17 protein-coding genes are annotated in these 19,629 nt (G+C 45.7%); 1 reads left to right on the forward strand and 16 read right to left on the reverse strand.

The window, feature by feature from the left end:
* Nucleotides 1–38 precede the first annotated feature (38 nt).
* The 15 genes from MHH25_RS17750 to metH form a co-directional block, all read right to left on the reverse strand.
* Nucleotides 39–2,105, reverse strand: a complete 2,067-nt coding sequence (locus tag MHH25_RS17750) for a hypothetical protein (protein ID WP_100527383.1) — start codon at nucleotides 2,103–2,105, stop codon at nucleotides 39–41.
* Nucleotides 2,095–3,921, reverse strand: a complete 1,827-nt coding sequence (locus MHH25_RS17755; protein ID WP_340017686.1) for an ATPase, T2SS/T4P/T4SS family — start codon at nucleotides 3,919–3,921, stop codon at nucleotides 2,095–2,097. Before MHH25_RS17755 ends, MHH25_RS17750 begins: the two co-directional genes overlap by 11 nt.
* A 7-nt stretch (nucleotides 3,922–3,928) precedes the next feature.
* Complete coding sequence (locus MHH25_RS17760) at nucleotides 3,929–4,759, reverse strand: hypothetical protein (protein WP_340017687.1); 831 nt, start codon at nucleotides 4,757–4,759, stop codon at nucleotides 3,929–3,931.
* Nucleotides 4,756–5,469: a hypothetical protein gene (locus MHH25_RS17765; protein WP_017688052.1), complete on the reverse strand. Its 714-nt coding sequence runs from the start codon at nucleotides 5,467–5,469 to the stop codon at nucleotides 4,756–4,758. The genes MHH25_RS17760 and MHH25_RS17765 overlap by 4 nt, the downstream gene beginning before the upstream one ends.
* Before the next feature lie 75 nt (nucleotides 5,470–5,544).
* Nucleotides 5,545–6,564, reverse strand: coding sequence for an SAF domain-containing protein (locus tag MHH25_RS17770; RefSeq protein ID WP_100527380.1), 1,020 nt, complete (start codon nucleotides 6,562–6,564; stop codon nucleotides 5,545–5,547).
* Nucleotides 6,565–6,588: 24 nt separating this feature from the next.
* Nucleotides 6,589–8,067, reverse strand: a complete 1,479-nt coding sequence (locus MHH25_RS17775; protein ID WP_100527379.1) for a serine/threonine protein kinase — start codon at nucleotides 8,065–8,067, stop codon at nucleotides 6,589–6,591.
* A 227-nt stretch (nucleotides 8,068–8,294) separates the two neighbouring features.
* Nucleotides 8,295–9,344 (reverse strand): SAM-dependent methyltransferase, encoded by a 1,050-nt coding sequence (locus tag MHH25_RS17780; protein ID WP_340017688.1) that lies wholly within the window; start codon nucleotides 9,342–9,344, stop codon nucleotides 8,295–8,297.
* 6 nt (nucleotides 9,345–9,350) lie between these two features.
* Nucleotides 9,351–10,124 (reverse strand): ATP-binding cassette domain-containing protein, encoded by a 774-nt coding sequence (locus MHH25_RS17785; protein WP_340020521.1) that lies wholly within the window; start codon nucleotides 10,122–10,124, stop codon nucleotides 9,351–9,353.
* A 2-nt stretch (nucleotides 10,125–10,126) separates the two neighbouring features.
* Nucleotides 10,127–10,444, reverse strand: coding sequence for a thioredoxin family protein (locus MHH25_RS17790; protein WP_340017689.1), 318 nt, complete (start codon nucleotides 10,442–10,444; stop codon nucleotides 10,127–10,129).
* Nucleotides 10,444–10,782, reverse strand: coding sequence for a cyclic-phosphate processing receiver domain-containing protein (locus MHH25_RS17795; RefSeq protein WP_017688046.1), 339 nt, complete (start codon nucleotides 10,780–10,782; stop codon nucleotides 10,444–10,446). Before MHH25_RS17795 ends, MHH25_RS17790 begins: the two co-directional genes overlap by 1 nt.
* Nucleotides 10,783–10,801: 19 nt before the next feature.
* The gene (locus tag MHH25_RS17800) at nucleotides 10,802–11,650 is read right to left on the reverse strand and encodes a deoxyribonuclease IV (RefSeq protein WP_340020522.1); all 849 of its coding nucleotides are present in this window, start codon (nucleotides 11,648–11,650) and stop codon (nucleotides 10,802–10,804) included.
* Nucleotides 11,640–12,461, reverse strand: a complete 822-nt coding sequence (locus MHH25_RS17805) for a DNA-formamidopyrimidine glycosylase family protein (protein ID WP_340017690.1) — start codon at nucleotides 12,459–12,461, stop codon at nucleotides 11,640–11,642. Before MHH25_RS17805 ends, MHH25_RS17800 begins: the two co-directional genes overlap by 11 nt.
* 6 nt (nucleotides 12,462–12,467) lie before the next feature.
* Complete coding sequence (locus MHH25_RS17810; protein ID WP_340017691.1) at nucleotides 12,468–13,277, reverse strand: TIGR01457 family HAD-type hydrolase; 810 nt, start codon at nucleotides 13,275–13,277, stop codon at nucleotides 12,468–12,470.
* 357 nt (nucleotides 13,278–13,634) lie between these two features.
* Nucleotides 13,635–14,573 carry a ribonuclease Z gene (gene rnz, locus MHH25_RS17815; protein ID WP_100527373.1) on the reverse strand — a complete coding sequence of 313 codons (939 nt, stop codon included), beginning with the start codon at nucleotides 14,571–14,573 and terminating at the stop codon, nucleotides 13,635–13,637.
* 77 nt (nucleotides 14,574–14,650) lie between these two features.
* Entirely contained in the window at nucleotides 14,651–18,091 is a 3,441-nt protein-coding gene (gene metH / locus MHH25_RS17820; RefSeq protein WP_253509140.1) for a methionine synthase, read from the reverse strand.
* Between the two features lie 179 nt (nucleotides 18,092–18,270).
* Here metH and MHH25_RS17825 point away from each other — a divergent pair, with 179 nt between their 5' ends.
* Nucleotides 18,271–18,816, forward strand: coding sequence for a cupin domain-containing protein (locus tag MHH25_RS17825; RefSeq protein WP_047843398.1), 546 nt, complete (start codon nucleotides 18,271–18,273; stop codon nucleotides 18,814–18,816).
* 96 nt (nucleotides 18,817–18,912) lie between these two features.
* Here the strand turns inward: MHH25_RS17825 and MHH25_RS17830 are convergent, their stop codons facing one another.
* Nucleotides 18,913–19,587 (reverse strand): GntR family transcriptional regulator, encoded by a 675-nt coding sequence (locus MHH25_RS17830; RefSeq protein ID WP_340017692.1) that lies wholly within the window; start codon nucleotides 19,585–19,587, stop codon nucleotides 18,913–18,915.
* Between the last annotated feature and the right edge of the window lie 42 nt (nucleotides 19,588–19,629).

Consider the following 19,629-nt stretch of genomic DNA (forward strand, 5'->3'; position numbering starts at 1 on the left):
TATTAAACTATTTCAGACTGTCACACAGATGAATTGTGCTACAGTTTCTGAATTTGCTCATAATAAATGCTCATCTGTAAGAAGCTCATACCGACTAATGGAATAACCAGATACAAAAAGATAAGGGCGTACATAGGTGTAAATCCGATGGTTCTGCCCCATGATGCTTTGACATCTATCATTTTGCTGTATTCCTGCTTGCGTTGTTCAAAATAAAATGCCATCATGCTCTCGAGATCATCGAAGGCTTCACGTATTGAGATTTTGCCAAGGGCAAGCTGTAATTTATCAACCAGTCGCTGGAACTCGGGCAAGCCCGCCTCTTCCTTTAATTGTTCAAGTGCAAGCTCTGGTCCATGTTCAAAATGCAACAAACATTTTTGCAGCGGGCGCTTGAAAATGACGGCAAATCGATTTAGCCACTCCAATATCTCCTCGACTGACATCCGGTCCATCTCACGTAAAATGGAAATCACTGTCTGGAATTGATAGATTTCATGTCGCATATCCAACCTTCGCATTTTCCGCTGAAATAACATGAGCCATACGGGCATGTAGTACCCCGCTGCACCCATGAGAATGGCTATAATCATTTCCCACCAGCGTACATATTGTTTGTTATATACCTCAAGTTTCTGCATAATGCGCGTGATGGTCTCATTCTGGGTATCATGGTCTAACTGAACTGGAGATAACTGCTGTAACGCTTTGGAGACTTCTTCGTATGTAGCTCCTCGGTTCATTTCTACACTTTCCAGCACGGATTGATCCAACGCTGTTTTTTCCTCAGCTTTCCTGAGATCCGCTTCAGCCATTGCACCAAACATTCGATCATCGCGGATTGGATCATACAAGATGTGGTTACGTTCAACCTGGTGCAACAGCAAGATGCAACCCATTGTAAGGACCAAACAACCTGCGAATAACAACACTCGTCGAATGGCAAGCCATTCGTATTTCAACTCTGAACTGCTCTCCCTCATGAGCCGTATCGTTTGACTGTACTGTGTACTGCCAGGTTTCGCCGCAAACAACATCGCCAATTTCCGTATGAAGATTTGCTTGTACAGAAACTGATCCAACCATGAATGCTTATGCCCTGACCGATAACGGGTCTCATCGTATTGCTGGAGTCTTTGCAGAAGCAAATAAGCAAGGATGATGATCACATAGATCGATATTTTGGTAACAAAGCCGATTTTGCTGCGATAAAATTCATCCATCGTTGGGAAACTGACTCTAGCCCAGCGTTCGATCGGAGCGGTGAATAATACCGGAGCGAGCGCGATGATATTAAGTCCTTTGAGCAGGTAATCCAATTTATCACGCCGCAAAATCTCCAGATGAATCTCCTGAGTCAGATTACCAAGTCCCTTGAGATAGATAGACCCTTGTGCTCTGTCCTTATCCCCGAACTCCATGACCATATAGGAAACGCCTGCGAATCCTTTGAGAAAACGGTTGGGAGCCACTTCATAATAACGCTCAAGTGCTTCATTTGGATCTGGAGAAGTCAGAGCTTCGTAGATCAGTCTTACTTGTTCTGCTGCTTCTCCTGTACCTGCTTCAGCGGCTTCATAGAGCGCTTCCTCAACCATGCCATGCTGATGATACCGATGCCTTACATCTGCAAAGAGATCCAACATCTGCACCAGCAACCTTTTCTCCATACGACTAAGGCACATATCCAATACCAGGCTGTTTAGTACCACAGCACAGAGCACGGACAGTATTACAAAAGCGATACCCGGCTGCAGAAGAAACAGAATGACACTTATGCCGCCATAACCTCCAAGAATAATTAGAACCACTGTCATCGTCAGCCTGCGAAGTGAGGGCTCATCCCCAACATGGCGGAATGAAATACGTTTCTGCACCTGTAGAATATAAGCTGATAGCAATGGCACTTTCATTCCAAGACGGTAGGACTGCAACAAGATTGATCCCAGTCCTTTGAATCCCTTCCCGCTAGGAACAAAAATCACGCCGGATTGACTTGTTGAACCACCTCCTCTGTGACGTAACATACTTAAAACCAGAAGTGTAATCAGCAAACCCCCTGCACAAATACTTAATACGAGGAGCAAAATCCATTTAATTGTCATGCTGATCACCCCAGTGTTGCTTCATAAACTGTTCGAACTTCTCAGCATCCTGTAATGTCATTTGTTCTCGCATATCCACCATGCTTCCAGAAGAGATTGGAGCTGTTGCAACATACGCTCCATCTCTGTACTCCACAACATTATGAAATGTAAAACCTGCCCTCTCTTCCACGCTATCACCTTGATTCGCACGAGGAAGACACTCCGTAATTCGTTCGATATATCTTCGTCCCTCAGCATCTTTCTTCATATGAACATCGAAATTGATGACACTCACAACCTGCTCCTCAGCAATATGCTCATGCTGGAACATACCTGTCTTGAGCAAGGAATTACGGAGGGAGAAGACCAGATCACGAAACGTTTTGGCATGGTGGGTAAACAGGGTGAACAGACTGGCAACTTGAGACATTTGAATCATCCATGCGGCCACCTCATCACTCGCCACCTCACCGAGAATATTGACGGTACCATCCGTTTTTTTCTGCAAATCAAGCCCTTGTTGACCTGAAATGTGTTCAGTCTCTCGGAAACTCAAAATATTACGCCGACTATAGATCCGTCTTAATTGAAGTTCAAACGCCATCTCCTGCACCCGAAGGGTGTACGATGCATAGATGTGTTTGACCATAGCCATAAGCAACGTTGTTTTACCAGAACCCTGCGCCCCGGTTACAGCTGTGATCCGGCTTCCTTTCATCAGGTATTGAAGCAATGTAATTGGCAGATCTGCGTTGTTACCCGTAATCAATTGTTCAAGTGCAGCATTCGGAATATCGAACTTCCGCACGAAGAACGCCCATGATTCTGCAAAAGGAGGTCTAACAACAACGACACGGGAGCCGTCTTTCATCTCGTTCACCTTGTATCCACTTGCTTCCGACAACTGTCCGGGGTAATTGTATTTGTATATATTCTGGCATACCCTTTTCAGTTCACGAATACTGCCGAAGGACAGAAAGGATAGATGAATGGACTTACCTTTATAGAAAATCCAGACACTTTCCATGCCGCTAAGTGGTTCTTCATGTGCATTATCCTCCAGTCCTTGATCCAGCAAATCATTCCATGATGCCGGTTTTCGAAGTCCCATATTATGAACAGCATCAAGCATACCGCTGACACCACCACTAACACCGTCAATACGTTGGTCCCTTATCTCATCAACAACCGAGAATCCTTTATAATGTTGGTAGATACGTTGAACGATGATATCCGTCTTTTCTCTGAATCCAAGCTCTCGATATTCGCACTCGAACACATACTGAATATCCTCCTCAGAGATATAATAACTTCCTCCATCGTCCGTACCTTCCTCCATTCTCAGTCTGCCAAGATCGTAGGTATCAATCATTCGGGAGAGTGCATCCACACCGAATTGCTGTCGGTACAGATAAAATACAATTTCGAATCGGTCCTGGATCGTCAGCAAATCTGGTTCTGCAAACAAAATAACTTCATCCACATTTGATTTGTTCAGCCCTATGCTTCGGGTCAGGAGATCCCCTATCAGATTTTTGACATACGTTTTGTCGCTGATACTGCCTGAGACACAGCCCTTCAGTGCTTTTCTCATCTCGGCACGCTGATTAATTCTTCGACGATATTCTTCTTCATGGAGACCCGCATCCGCGAGCTGACTATGACTAAGCTCATGAAGTGAGTTCTTCACCTTCTCAATCAACATGTCAATCGTGAATGATTCCTGTTCAGGCACACGAGCATTCTTTTCACGAAGAAACGTTCTATACTTGAACCAGATATAAGTCAGGCACAGAATCAAAATCAAACTTATCCATATGGTATTCCAGAGCATCGGAGGTTCAGGCTCCCCTTTCCAGCCTCTTCAGAACTGTGCGCATACCTGCACCGTCCATAATCAGGCGAGCGAGTTCGCTCATGCTTGCAGCAAAACTCCCTTTACGAATATCCTTATCCTCAGTCAAACTTTCCAACTGCAAGTATCTAGCGACATCTCGCCGATTCATTGCATCCAGGTATCCGGTTGTGTACGGTATCGCAGATATCGTGCCTTTATATCTGAACTGTCGCTTAATATTGGAAAGCGTTGCACGGGAATGCAAATCGTATTTGTTAATGACGACATGTATATTCTTATTGTTCATTCGTTCTGGTAGGATCTCTTCAAAGAACAACTCCAGATTTCGCATATTTTGATCGAGATTAATTACAACATAGTCCGCCTGTTGCAGCTTGAGCTGTGAATCAACACCAGCATGATCTGCATCCAGAAGAACCAGATCATAATACTCGTTAGCTACATTTAGCAGCTTTTTCACTGTCTCACCATGTTCCTGCGGGGAACGTTCCATCTCATCAATTCTTCCGGTTAGGAAATCAAGTCTTTCCTTCAGAAGTGGCTTGGTATAATCCCTGAGATTATGCTTATTCAGACTGCCACTCGAATGCAGCCGTTCAATCGCATCCCAGCCGCCCTCTTCAAAGGAGAACATAAAATCTGCTGAATCCGTATCTTTGGATGGTAGAGCAGCTTCTGTACCAGTTCCTGCAAAGCCTGCATTAACAAGTAACACTCTTGTCCTGTAGTGAAGTGCCATCGCATAAGCACTAATTAATGTGCTTGAAGTGCAACCTGTTCCTGCAAAAGGGCTCCAAAAGGTAATGGTGCTCATGCTCTCATCCTCTCTGCTTCTTTCATCGCACGGCGACTGCGAACACTTTCCCAACCTGTTAACTGCTCGACCACGCGACACAACGATTTTTTGTAATTTCGTGACAGAGGTCCAAGATGAACTCGGCGATGATGCTCATTCTCAAGCTTAACCGCAGCTGTTAACTCATCCCACGGAAGCACTAAGGATTCTCCTGTCCACACAAATGGACTGCCTTCCAGATACGCCCATAGATAACGAGCTTCAAGCTTGCAGTCAACCCCGTTAATTAAGAGCCGCTGAAATGACAGCTCACCAGGTAATGACTGTTCTTCAAGCAACCGCTTCAACCAGCCCTTGCCACGTTCCAGATTGTAACGCTCATAATCACTCACCCAGACTCTTACATCAGCGGTTAGCCAGAGATTACGTGAAGCAAAATGTGAGGTCTCCATGTCATATAACACATAGTCATAACTATCCAATCGCTCTCCATTTACTTCAAGATGATTCTCTACAGCTGCTGAAGTAACAAAATGACAAGCGATATCAAATCCTTCAAATTCCGTAATTCGCAAAGACTGCTGACTGTCACCTACACCGTACCCATACTTCTGCTGTAAGGTTCCATCTACGAGCAAGACCTTGTTGCCTGTAGAAGCCAGTATCTTGCAAAGATACAGCATCAGATCATTCTTCTCACATAAACCCGCAAAGATCCATGTATGCATAGATGTTACAACTCCTTTCTTTTTCTAAAACTCCTTGTTATCTGAATTATTTTAAAGAGAACCTCGGAGTTCGCTCTATTCTCCACCCGTTAGCAAGCTCTGCTGTTCTGTTTGTAAAGCATCAGCAGGATCATTTACGCTTCCAGAATTAGCTCCTGCTCCGTTTCCTGAACCATCATTCCACATCACTCCATCCGACGTTGCCGGATTATTGGCTGATGGACGACTGTTATATGTAACTGAGGATTGTGCCACATCCTGTTCAACCCCTTTTGATGGTGCTGTCATGGAAGCGGCCAGTGAACTTTCAAGCGAACTTCGCACCTGTCTGGATAATTCCTGTTCGGCTCGTCGAACAATATTCGGATCACTCTCCAGCAGTTTTAACACTTCTGAATTGGCAGGATACGTCGCGATTGCAGGTGTCTGAAACTGTGGTTCTACATAGGTTAAGGCATAGATTGAAGCTTTATGTAAATAGGCATCTACAATTGCACTTGAGAGTGACAGAATCTCTTCCTCCGTCATCGTAATCCATAAGGTAGCTGCATTGAGTCGTTCCACTTTCTTCTTCGATAAGAGAACATAGTCTTGTCCCGTAGGGAATTGGATACGAACATCAATAATATCTCCCTTAACAAGTGAGGACGGCAGTAATACAACTTGCAACTCTCGATTTCTTAAATCAGGCGGAGCCGGTACATCCTCATACACCATCTCGGTGGTAATGGCTGTTCCTTTTTTTAACTCTATTTTGGCCACTTGGCCTTCCATCTGCTTGGTACTGGACCAGAGGTTTCGCGGTGCTTGTGCATCCGGAACAGCAATGAGCTTCAGATCCTCCGGTAATATCGGTTCACCTGCTTCAATATCCCGAATCGTAACCCATCCTTGTGCTCCCGAATCCCATTGTTGCTTTAATTCAGCTTCCTTTTCCTCATATGCCGATAAATAACGGGCTTCTACAGCTGACCTGACCTCCCCCATCGTTTTGACATTGTAAATAACATATCCTCCGAACACCAACCCTACAGCTCCTGCTCCGATAAGTCCGGCATAGATCAGTTGACGGCTTTGTTTTCTTAATTTAGACAAAAGAGGCTCTCCTTTCGTAATCTTCTAATCATGTACTTTCCTTCTTGAAAAGAATGAACGTTTCTTGGGCTGCTGTGCCATCATATGCATTAAAATATGTGAAAACACTTTATCCATCTGTGCGTCCTTGTCAAAAGGATCAATATGTAACGGCAGACCATATACACTCGATGTATCCAGAGCTTTACGAATGCGCTGAACAGCTTCACTTGCTGCCAGGGGCAGACAGTAGATCCATTTCTCTCTTGGATACCGATGATGTGATCGAACAAAAGCGCCAATCTCCGCCTGTCTCCATTCGGCACCTGAGCCTATAACAATAGGCAGATCTGCACGCAGGAATTCTTCCAGCCGGTTCTGGTCCTGACCACTACCGAGATCCATCACGATGAACTGATAACTCCCCCCAAGCAAAGACAAAATATCCGCTCGCCCGGATTGTTTCCAATAATGCACACCATCCACTGCAAACTGTCTGCCTGCTGGCACCGGTTTACCCGCTTGAGCGATTTGTTGAATCCTTGCAAAGGATTGAGAGCGAGGTGACATTTCAATCACAGCTACTTTGAAGTTTTGCCTTTCGAGATAATGACTGATAGCTATAGCCGTGTGGGTAACCCCTACACCAGATGAAGCACCAGTCAGGGCAATAACTCTTGTTCCCCCATTCAAGGTCATCGTTGTATCTCCACCGGGCATTGTTCCGCCGGGTATTCGGAGCAGTTCCTTCCTTACCTCATCGGCAGATTGGAATCGCTCTTCGGCATTATACCTTAACAGTCTTCTCGCCACAGGGATGTATGTCCGCGGAACATCACTCCGGATAGAGCTTTCCACACCCTGAATCCATTCCGTATACGCACCACTTGTCATAAGATACAGCAGCAATGCTCCGAGTCCATAAAGATCTGAACGCGCATCGGTCTGACCCAAGCCATATTGTTCTGGAGCGGCGAAACCAGCGGTTCCCAACTTAACGGTATCTTCAGCACTTTGCGGTTTGTAACTTCTGGCGATGCCAAAATCAATTAATCTTACTTCATGTTCCGGCGTGATCATAATGTTTGATGGTTTCAGATCCCTATAGATCACAGGTGGATTCAGATTATGCAAATAACTCAACACATCCAGCAATTGAAGTACAAGCTCCGTCAACTGCTCCATCGGGATCTTCCCACGACACTGCTTGAAATACTCACTGAGCGTTAACCCGTCGATGTATTCCATCACCAAGTATGTGTACCCGTCTTCATCCGGGACAAAAAAATCAACAATTTGCGGCAATCTTGGATGACGAAGTGATGTCAGAAGAGCGGCTTCCGTCTCCATACTGCCTTCATATGGCATAATCGTTACGCTTTCTTTAATTGCCCATATCTTGCCCGGCAACTTCAGATCTTCCGCCTCGTATACATGGCTCATTCCGCCTGCTCCCAGAATGGATACGATACGATATCTACCTCCCAGCAGGCTTCCGCGTTCCAGCCTGGCCGGATGTCTCATACCAATTCCTCCTTCAATACACAACAAAAAAGGGAAAGCTTCACCGAAGAAGAACAGACCGGATATCCGGTTTTGTTCACTTCGGGATGCTTTCCCTCAGGTTTGTTATGGTTAATATTGGTATCATTATAGTACAGGCAGGAATAGATTGTAAAGCACAAAATAAAATGAGCTTAATCGAATCAATTTCATAATGCCTTTAGCTACTTTAATCAAAGCTAGATCTCTTAATATTTGACCATATAAAGTGTAATCTCTTCCCGGTTATGGAACAACTGCTTGGACCGTTGAATCTGCATCCGCGAACGCTCAAACGTATCAATCACATCTTTAATGAGTGCGAGCGGTTTTTTATGCAATAATTTCACGGTAACAATTGCTGTTCCCCCAGGCTGAAGGCTATATAGAAGATCCGATACAAGTCGGCTCATCAGCTTCGGACTCCAACTCATATCACATACGAGCAGATCGAATTCTCCTTCGCGGAAGCGTACATCCCCTGCATTTTTCTTCAAGAAAGTCAGTTTTGGTGATGCCAGCAGCGTTGCATCCATCTTCGCCGGATCTACCGCCGTTACTTCAAGCCCACGTTCAAGCAGGAAGGAGGTCCATCCACCTGGTGCTGCCCCGATATCAAGTGCTTTATGAAATGAAGTAAAGTCAATGCCAAACGTTTGCTCGGCTTCAAGCAATTTGAATTTGGCCCGCGAGATCTGCCCATCTTCTTTTTGAAAACGTACGGCTCCCCCGCTCCAGTCTGACAAGTTCTGTTCAGGTCTGGATATGCCAGCATACAACATATCATTCGTTGCAAATATAGAAATGACATATTCAGCATCACGTACAACCCATTCACAGCCTAACTCATCCAGCTTTTCAGTTAGCAGTTGCTTCAATGAGGCTGCATTTTCTTGCCAAAAGGCCCCTTCTGTCTTCCGTACCTGCAGCACGACAGGAGTACCGGTCAGTTCCTTATGATTCAACACAAATGCAATCAATTTCTCAATAGACTGCTCCGAATCTTCAGTATTCTCCTGAAACTGAACAGGTTGAATATGACGTAAAAACGTTGGATACTCTGCCCACAGCTTATCTGCAACTTCTTCCTCAGCTACAGGCAGACCCGCAAGCAATATTTCTCCTGGTACGAGTACCGTGCTCTTCACCGCACCAAACGTACGGCGCAACTCTTCCTGAGCATAAGGGGCAAAGCCATGATTGGCTGTGCAGATAAAACGGGAGAAGTTGCCTTCTTCCCAAGACGATTGTGTACTCAAATTGTGTTACCCTCCAGAACGTACGCGTATCCACGGACGAGCATTATCCCACTGGATATCGACCGGAACATCGTACGTATGCTTAATTGTATCTTGTGTCAAAACTTCATGTTTGGGGCCAGCTGCCGCAATACGTCCATCGCGGATCAAGGCCACATGTGTAAATAAAGGTACGATCTCTTCAACATGATGTGTTACATACACAACTGTAATGTTACGCTGGCGCAGACGATCAATTTCAGCCAGCATTTTCTCACGTTCATATAAATCTAGGCCGGCACAAGGCTCGTCCATAATCAGCAATTTTGGCTCGGCCATTAATGAACGAGCGAGCATGACTTTTTTGCGCTCCCCTTGGGATAACGTTCCAAGCGGGTTGTTAGCCAGGTTGGCAAAACCCATGTCATCCAGCAAACTCATTGCCTTTGCTTTTACTTCATCCGGAATTGTCTGATAAAAACGCAAAAAAGCATAAGCTCCTGTAGCGACGACCTCCCATACCGGATCTCTGGGTGTGAGTTTCTCAATCAACGTTTGGCTGATATAACCGATTTCCTTACGTACTTCCCTGACGTCACATTGTCCATACAAATTACCGAGTACTTCAATACGTCCCTGGCTTGGAAACATATATCCGTTCATCATTTCCAACAACGTTGTTTTGCCAGAACCATTTCGACCAAGAATAACCCAATGTTCGTCTTGTTCAATGCGCAAATGCACGTTATCCAAGATTTGATTCTCTTCTCGTCTAAGTGAGACATGTTCCATCGAAATTATACTCATTTCAGCACCACCTTCCGGATCTCCGAGAGCAAATGCTCCACAGAGCTCATCCGATAAACCATTTTTGGAACATCTAACTGGCCATCAAACAGCATCACTGCTGGAACGCTTGAAATTTGAAATTGTTGTACAAGTTCAGGAATGTCATGAATGTTCATTTCCAATAAAATACCTTCTGGCAGCATATGCTCTACTACCTCTAACATACGGCGGGCTGCCGCACATGTCCCACATAAAGGGGTATATATAAATACAGCCTGTGGCATGCCTTCCCATACACTGCGCATTAACATTTTGGATGTAATTGGCTTCATTAACTTTCTTCTCCCGCGGCAACACGCAGCATGACCTCACCCGTCATTGGCCCATTATGAATGGTTACCGAATCCGGTTTATTGCTATATAACATCTCGTACATCTGGCGTTTCCCAAACATACTGGACGTATGCAAATAGATCTCACGCGGAAATAAACCTTCTCGTACAATGGATGCCGCGACCTCACCACCATTAGGCGAATCCGGACCAAGCTCATAATCCAGAGACAAAATGTCCACGTCACCTTCTCTTAGCAGCATCAGGCACTCTTCTGCATTCGTTGCCAGAACAAATCCTTTCGGACATGCCCGATAGTCATCCAAAAAAACATGCATACAATCGCTCCTCTCCCCATTATAACCAGGAACGCATGAGCGCTATATCATCACGGTGCGTTCCATCTTCGCCCGTTTCTGTCTCGAGCACAACAACCGCTTTTTGGAACTCAGGCGCATTTAACAATGCTTTCATTGATTCATTTCCGATATATCCCTGTCCGATCCTCGCATGTCTATCCTTACAGGAACCAGACGCATATTTGGAATCATTAAAATGTACAGCAGCAACATTATCCCAATATCCGAGCATCCTGCCCTTATCGAGCATCGCCGCTTCGTTGCCTGACGACCACAAACCTGAAGCAAAAGCATGGCATGTGTCAAAACAAAATGCAATATGCTCCGGATATCGGCTCAATTTGCGAATCTGTATCATCTCTTCCATTGTCGTGCCCATCGGGCCATGATCACCTGCCTGATTCTCAATCAGTACCTTTGAATGTCCATTCCAATTCTCCAAGGCGGTATCCAGACAATGAATGAGGTTCTGATAACCCTCCAGCGGATTGTTTGTTTTGATATGTCCAAAATGGACCACCGTCCCAACAGAACCGCAAGCATTCGAAATTTCAAGATCATTGCGAATAGAAGCTATTGTAGCATGAAACCCCGCCTCTCCACGGGTCATGCCCAACGCCGGATTCGTGGGATAGGGTGAATGTGCAATCGAAGCAAGTCCCTGCTGTTCACACCAATCCCTGCACTGCTCAGCATCCTTGAGATCCAGACTTTTCAGACCAAGACTACGCGGGTTCTTCGGAAAATACTGAAACGCCGTTGCCCCCATCTCATACGCTCTCTTGGCAGCCTGAAGAAATCCGCCTCTGGTGCTGACATGTGCCCCGATTCCGGTTTTAGGCTTCATGCTGGCATTTCGGACAGAAGAATGCCTTCTTGCCCGTAATTTCCACTCGTTCAATTGTTCCCCCGCAGCGCGGACAAGTCTCGCCTTCCCGATCGTATACACGACATTGCTCGTCAAAACTTCCTGTCTTCATATCCCCTTGCATCAGCGGCATTTCCATATAACCGCCCTCAGAAGCTGCTTCGCGCAACACGGACTGCATCGAATGGAACAAACGCTCCGTCAACTCTGGTGAAGTCGCGATGTTCTGCGTTTTGGAGCTTGGTCTCAGACCAGCAGCAAAAGCAATCTCATCCGAATAACAGTTGCCAATCCCTGCAATGATATGCTGGTTTACCAATGTTGTCTTGAGCGTACCCCGCCGACCTTTCAAAAGAGAAGCAAAACGTTCCACATTCATCCGTCGATCCAAGGGTTCAGGTCCAAGATCGGACATCGCCTCTTCGGTTTCTTTCGAAGTAAGCAGATGTAGATAACCCAAGCGCAGTCCAATGAAGAATAAAATGTGATCGCCAAACTGAATTTCCACTTGCGTGGAACGATCAGGACGTTCTTGTTCCGTGCCCCAGAAAATCATACCGCCCAACATGAGGTGCAGCACCAGGCGTTTACCATTAGCCAAGTGGAAAATCAGATGCTTCGCTCGGCGCTCAACAAATATGATGCGATTACCTGTAAGTTCATTGATAAACAGATCAGGCTCCGTATTTATCGTTTTATCGCGGTTAATTACAACACCTGTAATCAGTAGATCAAGTATTTCCTCGGACAGCAAGGTCCGGTAATTTTCCATTTCCGGCAGTTCCGGCATCGTACATTACCCCTTTTTGGAAGCTTGGTCTGCCTCTTGCGACAGCCACTCCATCAATTTATGCAAATCTTCAAACACATGATCAGGTCGAGCCTTCGCTGCTTGAATGTGTCCATCCATATTATCCCGTGTTGTCACACCGGTAAGTACCAACAGCGTCTCACACCCTGCTGCCACTCCAGCTGCAATATCGGTTCGCATATTATCTCCGATCACTGCCACTTCATGAGACGCCAGGTTTAGCCGGCTAATGGCCGACTTCATTATAACACTCGATGGCTTGCCTATGACTGTAGGATGAACTCCGGTTGCTGCTTCAATTGCTGCTCCAATAGTCCCCGCCCCAGGTGTCAGTCCATCATCGGAAGGAAGCTGCAGATCCGGGTTGGTCATGATGAATTTTGATCCCGCATTAATCCACCTTAGCGCCTTGGTCAGTTTATGATAGGAAAATTCACGATCAATCCCCTGTATCACGTAATCTGGTGCATCTTCCGTCAGCTGTAGTCCTGCTTTTTCTATGGCTTCCAGCAGTCCTGCTTCTCCAATACATGCCACTTCTGCACCCGGGGACTCTTCAGCAACATATTCAGCAGCTGCCACAGCAGAAGTACATACTTGAGACGCGTCGGCAGGTATGCCCATCCCGTTCAGATGATCTGCCACACCTTGTGGTGTACGGGAAGAATTATTTGTTACGAATAAATACGGCTTTCCTAGCTCTTGCAGTGTTCGAATAAGCTGATCGGCTCCTTCGATACGATGTCTGCCATGATAGAGCGTACCATCCAAGTCAATCAGATAGGCCTTAATCACACACAGCACTTCCTTTCTTCATTCCATTAACGTTTCATGTCCTTAATCATTCACCTCGAACTTGACCGCGAACCTATGTATTCAGGCAAAAAATAATGGCTTGCTGGCATATGCACGCAACAAGTCGAACCGGATCGAACACCGACGGTTTAACTCGCGCGTCTTCTGTACAAGCTTGTCATTTCCTGCGCTTTCCCGGAAAATAATTTGAATCATTTCCCTCTTCATATTGCCCATCCTACACGCTTTTTGACCAGATTGCAAAAGGGACCGCGGGAGTTCCTCTCCCTCAGTCCCGTGCAATTACCCGGATCTTTATATGACGTGTTTAAGCCGTGCGCTGGTTCGGAATCAGGGTTAAGATTCTTGCTTGCGATGCACGACAGGAATAAGCTGGTGTTCGTTTGCAAGTCTGGTATTAGGGAATACGGACTGCGCCTCTTCCAAAAGTGGCTGAAGTTGATCCTCATCCTTATAGCGTGAACTGAAGTGAGTCATGATTAGTTGCCCTACATTGGCTGCTCTAGCCGCTTCTGCCGCTTGTTTAGAAGTACTATGATAGTACTCATGCGCTGTATGGGCCAGATCATGCATGAATGTAGCTTCATGTACAAGTACATCTGCATTGATGGAAAGTGGCTGTACGTTGTCACATGGACGTGTATCACCCAATATGGTGATCACCATGCCTCGTTTTGGCGCTCCCAATACATCTTCTGGACGAAGCGAATCACCGTTATCCAGCGTAATGGTTTCTCCACGTTTCAGTCGGCCGAACAATGGGCCTGGTTTCAAACCGTATTCCGCCAGTTTGGCTGGGTCCAGGCTTCCTGGACGATCTTTTTCTGTGATCCGGTATCCATAACTGTCAATCCGATGCTCAAGCAATGCAGCTTCCACGATAAAACTGTCATCCTCGAACAGGACGCCGCCCGTATGTTCCACGATATTCAAATCATAGTTAACCCGAGATTGGCTCAGCTCCATTGTTGTACTGATCATTCGTTCCGTACCTGGCGGACCATATACGGTTAATGGTGTGGTGCCACCTTGATAGGCTCTGCTCGAAAGCAGTCCTGGAAGTCCAAATACATGATCACCATGCAGATGTGTAATGAATATTTTCTCCAATTTGCTCAGTTTAAGCGGAGAACTTAAAATCTGGTGCTGCGTCCCTTCCCCGCAGTCAAACAACCACAAAGCTCTGCGCTCATCCAACATGCGTAGCCCAATGGAAGTTACATTCCGTTGAAGCGTAGGTACACCAGCATTAGTTCCCAGGAAATATAGTTCCATTCTGGATCGCACCTCTTTCTGTTGCCAGCAAAAAACCTCCGACAATGCGGAGGGCTTTGCCTGACACTCTACTGAATTTATGCCTTCTCTACATTAAAATACTTAGCTTGCGGGTGGCTGAATACCATCGCTGATACGGAAGCTTCAGGTTCCATCATGAAACCTTCCGTCAATTCCACACCGATATCCTCAGGCTGTAGCAACTTGAATAGCGGTCCTTGGTCTTCCAGATCCGGACAAGCCGGATATCCAAAAGATACCCTGATGCCTTGATAGCGTGCACCATGACGTTGCTTCATGGTCATCTGTGCAGAATCCGGGAATCCCCAGATATCTCTCATCATATGATGCACACGCTCAGCTAATCCCTCTGCTACTTCAAGCGCTACGGATTGCAAAGCATGCGAGCGAAGGTAATCCCCTTGATCTTTCCACGCCGTGGATAGTTCACGCACACCGTGTCCGGCCGTAACTACCATGAAACCAACGTAATCCATCTGACCGGATTCAACAGGTTTCAGGAAGTCGGACAGGCACAGGAACGGCTCGACTTTTTGACGTGGGAACGTAAATGTATGCAAAATATTACTGGTGTCCTTTGGATCATAGATGATGACGCTGTTACCGCTGGACTGAGCCGGGAAGAAACGATACATGGCATGCGCCTGAATAATCCCGTCACGAACAGCCTCTTGCATGATATCATCCACGACTGCTTTCAGGTCGGTAGCCTTCTTATCACCTGAAGCAAGCAGTTGTTCTACTGAACCGCGCAACCCCAGATGATGTCCAAGCAACATCTGCATGTTCACGTATGGCAGGATATGTGATAAAGGATAGTTACGCATCGTATGCCGATCCAGATCAGGCGGGACAAGAACCGGATGATCTACAGCAATATCCGAACGCTCCACTCGCGTAAGCTCTGGAAGAGCCTGAACAGCTACAGCACCTGAAGCATCAGCCTCTTTCTCAGCTTCCATCTCCAGTTGCATCACTTCACGTGAAACAGGATTCATCAATTTGTTCGCCAGATCCAGACCATCCATCGCATCTTTGGCATATACAACCATTCCGTTATATTCAGGACGGATACGATTTTTGGTGAATTTGCGTGTTAGCGCCGCGCCGCCAACCATAATAGGTACATCAATACCTGCTGTTCGCAAATCCTGAGCGGTAAGAATCATCTGTTGCGCTGATTTTACCAGTAGACCCGAGAGGCCGATCGCATCGACTTTTTCTTCTCGGTATGCCTCAATGATACGTTCTGGTGGTACTTTTATACCCAAATTAATGATCCGGTAACCGTTATTGGACAGGATGATCTCAACCAGGTTCTTACCGATGTCATGCACATCGCCCTTGACCGTGGCCAGAATGATCTTGCCTTTAACCGAAGTTTCGTTCTTCTCCATGAATTGCTCCAAATATGCTACAGAAGCCTTCATAACCTCTGCACTCTGCAACACCTCAGCTACAATCAACTCATTGTTGTTAAAGAGACGACCTACTTCCTCCATCCCTCGCATCAGTGGACCGTTAATTACTTGAAGTGCTGTATATTTGGCAAGTGCCTGTTCGAGATCTGGTAGCAATCCTTCTTTACTTCCTTCGACTACATATGAAGCGAGACGCTCTTCTAATGAAAGGTTCGAGATTTTTTCCTTCTTCTCAACCTTCTTGTTACGGAACGCCGCTACGAACGCCGCCAGAGTGTCATCATTCGTGTTATATAAAAGCTCTTCGGAGAGTCTGCGTTCTTCTTCAGGAATGGAGGCATAACGCTCCAGTTTCTCTGTGTTCACGATCGCATAGTCAAGACCTGCTTTGGTACATTCATATAAGAATACTGAGTTCAGCACCTCACGGCCCGCTTCAGGCAGTCCGAATGAAATGTTACTGATCCCGAGGATCGTATGACATTCTGGCATCGCTTCCTTAATCACTCTTATACCTTCAATAGTTTCTTTGGCTGAACCGATGTACTGTTCATCTCCGGTACCAACTGGGAACACCAACGTATCAAAAATCAGGTCTTCTGGTTTGAGGCCATATTTGTTCACCAGCAAATCGTAAGAGCGTTTGGCTACGTCAAGCTTGTCTTCCCGACTAATCGCCTGACCCCGTTCGTCAATCGTTCCGACAACTACTGCACCACCATATTTATGAAGCAACGGTGTGATCAGCTCAAATTTCTCTTCGCCATCCTCAAGGTTAATGGAGTTAATTATCGCTTTACCTTGCGAGTACTGGAGGGCCAGATCAATTACTGAAGCATCTGTCGTATCAATCATGAGAGGAACCTTCACTTTTTTTACAACCAATTCAAGGAACTTCACCATGTCTTCAGACTCTTCGCGGTCCGGATCTTGTACACACACGTCAACAATGTGCGCTCCATTTTTCACTTGAGCACGAGCAATTTCCGAGGCTTCTTCATATTTACCTTCTACAATGAGTCGTTTGAATTTACGTGATCCCAGCACATTCGTACGCTCACCAACCATGTATGGACGATTGTCCTGTTCGATGTAGATCGGTTCTATACCAGATAAAGCCGGTGGATGTGTTCCGTTCATTTCTCTTGGGGGGTACTGGGCAAGTGTGTCGCGCATCGCTCGAATATGTGCAGGGGTTGTCCCGCAACATCCACCAGCAATATTCAACCAGCCCTGTTCGGCAAAAGCACCAATCTTCTGAGCAAGCGAGTCTGGTGACTCATGGTAATTACCATTCTCATCCGGAAGACCCGCGTTCGGGTAACAACTAACGGCAACCGATGCCATTCCGGAAAGCGAGCGAATGTGATCACGCATGAACTCAGGACCTGTAGCACAGTTTAGTCCTACCGAAATTGGGTTAAGGTGTTCTAAGGATATATAAAAGGATTCGATGTTCTGACCTGCAAGGGTCGTTCCCATCGGTTCAATCGTTCCTGATATCATCAGGGGCAGTGTAACACCACTCTGTTCGAAGGCCTGCTGAATTCCAATGCTGCCTGCTTTTACATTGAGGGTATCCTGTGAGGTTTCGAGTAGTAGCGCATCAACGCCTCCCTCTATTAAAGCAAGCGCTTGCTCCAAATAACTGTCGATAAGTTCCTGGAACGTTACTCCCCCAGTTACAGACAGTGTTTTGGTTGTTGGTCCCATCGCACCTACCACATAACGTGGAGATTCAGGTGTAGAGAAACGATCAACCGCAGCTTTCGCAATTCTGGCTGCTTCCAGGTTGATCTCGCGTGCCCGATCCTGAATATCGTACTCAGCAAGCACAACGGATGTGGCACCAAATGTATTGGTTTCAATTAAATCGGCGCCCGCCTCCAGATATTCTTCATGAATGCGCTGGATCAGTTCTGGACGAGTAAGCACTAACATTTCATTACATCCATCCAGATCTTCGCCGCCAAAATCTTCGCCAGTCAGATCAACTTGTTGAATCATGGTCCCCATTGCACCGTCGAGGATTAATATTCGTTGTTTTAATGCATCGTGTAGACTAATCTTATCCAATATCTTCACCCCCGCAAAACGTTAGATCTTAGTTTAACAGAAACTAACTTAATGTGAAAGATCGGGTTTGGTCCCGAAAGATGGCGGGTTTGCACGACTATGAACGGAATTTGAGAATCGACAAAAACAAAGCAATCCGATATAATTCAATTAAACCAAGTGGAAAAGAGGGAAAGAACATGGCTGAAATTGTTATCCGAAATACGAACGAACGCATCACTGGTGACGAAAATGTTCGAAATTTCTTAAACAAATACGAAGTATTATATGAGAAGTGGGACGCTTCCAAACTGAACACTGATCTGCAAAATAACTTTGGATTAACTGATGAACAGAAAACCGAGGTTTTGGAAACTTACGATTATGAAATCAGAGATTTGGCTGCACGTCGCGGATACCAGATCTGGGATGTCATCACGCTGTCCGAACAAACACCAGATATCGAAGAAAAGCTCGCCAAGTTCGAAGAAATTCACACCCACGCTGAAGATGAGATTCGTGCAATTGTTGCTGGTAAAGGAATCTTTGTTATCAAAGCTACAGATGATGTGGGCTACTTTAATGTAGAACTGTCTCCAGGAGACGTTATCTCTGTACCTGAGAATACACCGCACTTCTTCACATTAATGGAGAACAAACAAATTATTGCTGTACGTCTGTTCATCGAAAAAGATGGCTGGATTGCAGATCCATACCCTGATCCTACATTTATCAAACAAGCCTAACACTCTCGTGTTACAACTTGCTTAACCAAAACCCCTGTTCAATTGAACAGGGGTTTTCGCATATGCATATGGAGAGTAGTATACAACATCGGTGCATTATACAAAATAATGCGGGTATTTCTCCCTTATCGATTCCTGTTCAATAACAACGAGTCTAAGATGAGCTTCCATCACCTGAACAGCTTGCTCGGTCTGACGCTCTGTGATAAGACGATAAATCTCTTTGTGCTGGGAGATAATGACCTCCAGGTTGGAGTCCTCCGCTAGACGTAATAAACGCAACCGATTAAACGGAATATTCAGTTGTTGCAACATTTTCCATGTTCTTAGCTTACCCGTGCCCTGGAACAAAATCTGATGAAACTCTTCATCCAGTTCAAAAAGTCGATAGAAATTGTTTTTCCCTATACAGACTTCCTGCATTGCAATGTTGGTTTCAAGTCGAAATCTGAACTCTTCTGGAAAAGAAACACAAGCCAAAGTCACGATTTCCTTCTCCATCTTCTCCCGCATAAACCTGCCTTCTTCCACATGCTCCAAATTAATATGAGAGACGATCGTTCCACTCTGGGGAATAATGTCCAGCAGTTCTTCTTCAGCAAGCTTCATGAATGCTTCTCTCACGGGTGTTCTGCTCACCTGCAGTTCATCTGCAATCTCTTTCTCTGAAATCTTGGTACCCGGCTTAAGTTCCAGGTGAAGAATTCGTTCTTTTAACAGGTTATATGAATATGCCCGGGTCGAGCCTCTAATTTTTTGATTAAGTGACATGCCTAGACCTCTTTCTATCAGCCGTATTCAATCATCTTAGCA

It is taken from the genome of Paenibacillus sp. FSL H3-0457, from assembly GCF_037981725.1.
GTDB lineage: Bacteria > Bacillota > Bacilli > Paenibacillales > Paenibacillaceae > Paenibacillus > Paenibacillus amylolyticus.

What these genes read in the sequence shown, in the direction of transcription:
- MHH25_RS17750 (WP_100527383.1), bottom strand. Translation starts at nt 2,105, where the DNA reads ATGACAATTAAATGGATTTTGCTCCTCGTATTAAGTATTTGTGCAGGG.
- MHH25_RS17755 (WP_340017686.1), bottom strand. Translation starts at nt 3,921, where the DNA reads ATGCTCTGGAATACCATATGGATAAGTTTGATTTTGATTCTGTGCCTG.
- MHH25_RS17760 (WP_340017687.1), bottom strand. Translation starts at nt 4,759, where the DNA reads ATGAGCACCATTACCTTTTGGAGCCCTTTTGCAGGAACAGGTTGCACT.
- MHH25_RS17765 (WP_017688052.1), bottom strand. Translation starts at nt 5,469, where the DNA reads ATGCATACATGGATCTTTGCGGGTTTATGTGAGAAGAATGATCTGATG.
- MHH25_RS17775 (WP_100527379.1), bottom strand. Translation starts at nt 8,067, where the DNA reads ATGAGACATCCGGCCAGGCTGGAACGCGGAAGCCTGCTGGGAGGTAGA.
- MHH25_RS17790 (WP_340017689.1), bottom strand. Translation starts at nt 10,444, where the DNA reads ATGAAGCCAATTACATCCAAAATGTTAATGCGCAGTGTATGGGAAGGC.
- MHH25_RS17795 (WP_017688046.1), bottom strand. Translation starts at nt 10,782, where the DNA reads ATGCATGTTTTTTTGGATGACTATCGGGCATGTCCGAAAGGATTTGTT.
- MHH25_RS17800 (WP_340020522.1), bottom strand. Translation starts at nt 11,650, where the DNA reads ATGAAGCCTAAAACCGGAATCGGGGCACATGTCAGCACCAGAGGCGGA.
- MHH25_RS17805 (WP_340017690.1), bottom strand. Translation starts at nt 12,461, where the DNA reads ATGCCGGAACTGCCGGAAATGGAAAATTACCGGACCTTGCTGTCCGAG.
- rnz (WP_100527373.1), bottom strand. Translation starts at nt 14,573, where the DNA reads ATGGAACTATATTTCCTGGGAACTAATGCTGGTGTACCTACGCTTCAA.
- MHH25_RS17825 (WP_047843398.1), top strand. Translation starts at nt 18,271, where the DNA reads ATGGCTGAAATTGTTATCCGAAATACGAACGAACGCATCACTGGTGAC.
- MHH25_RS17830 (WP_340017692.1), bottom strand. Translation starts at nt 19,587, where the DNA reads ATGTCACTTAATCAAAAAATTAGAGGCTCGACCCGGGCATATTCATAT.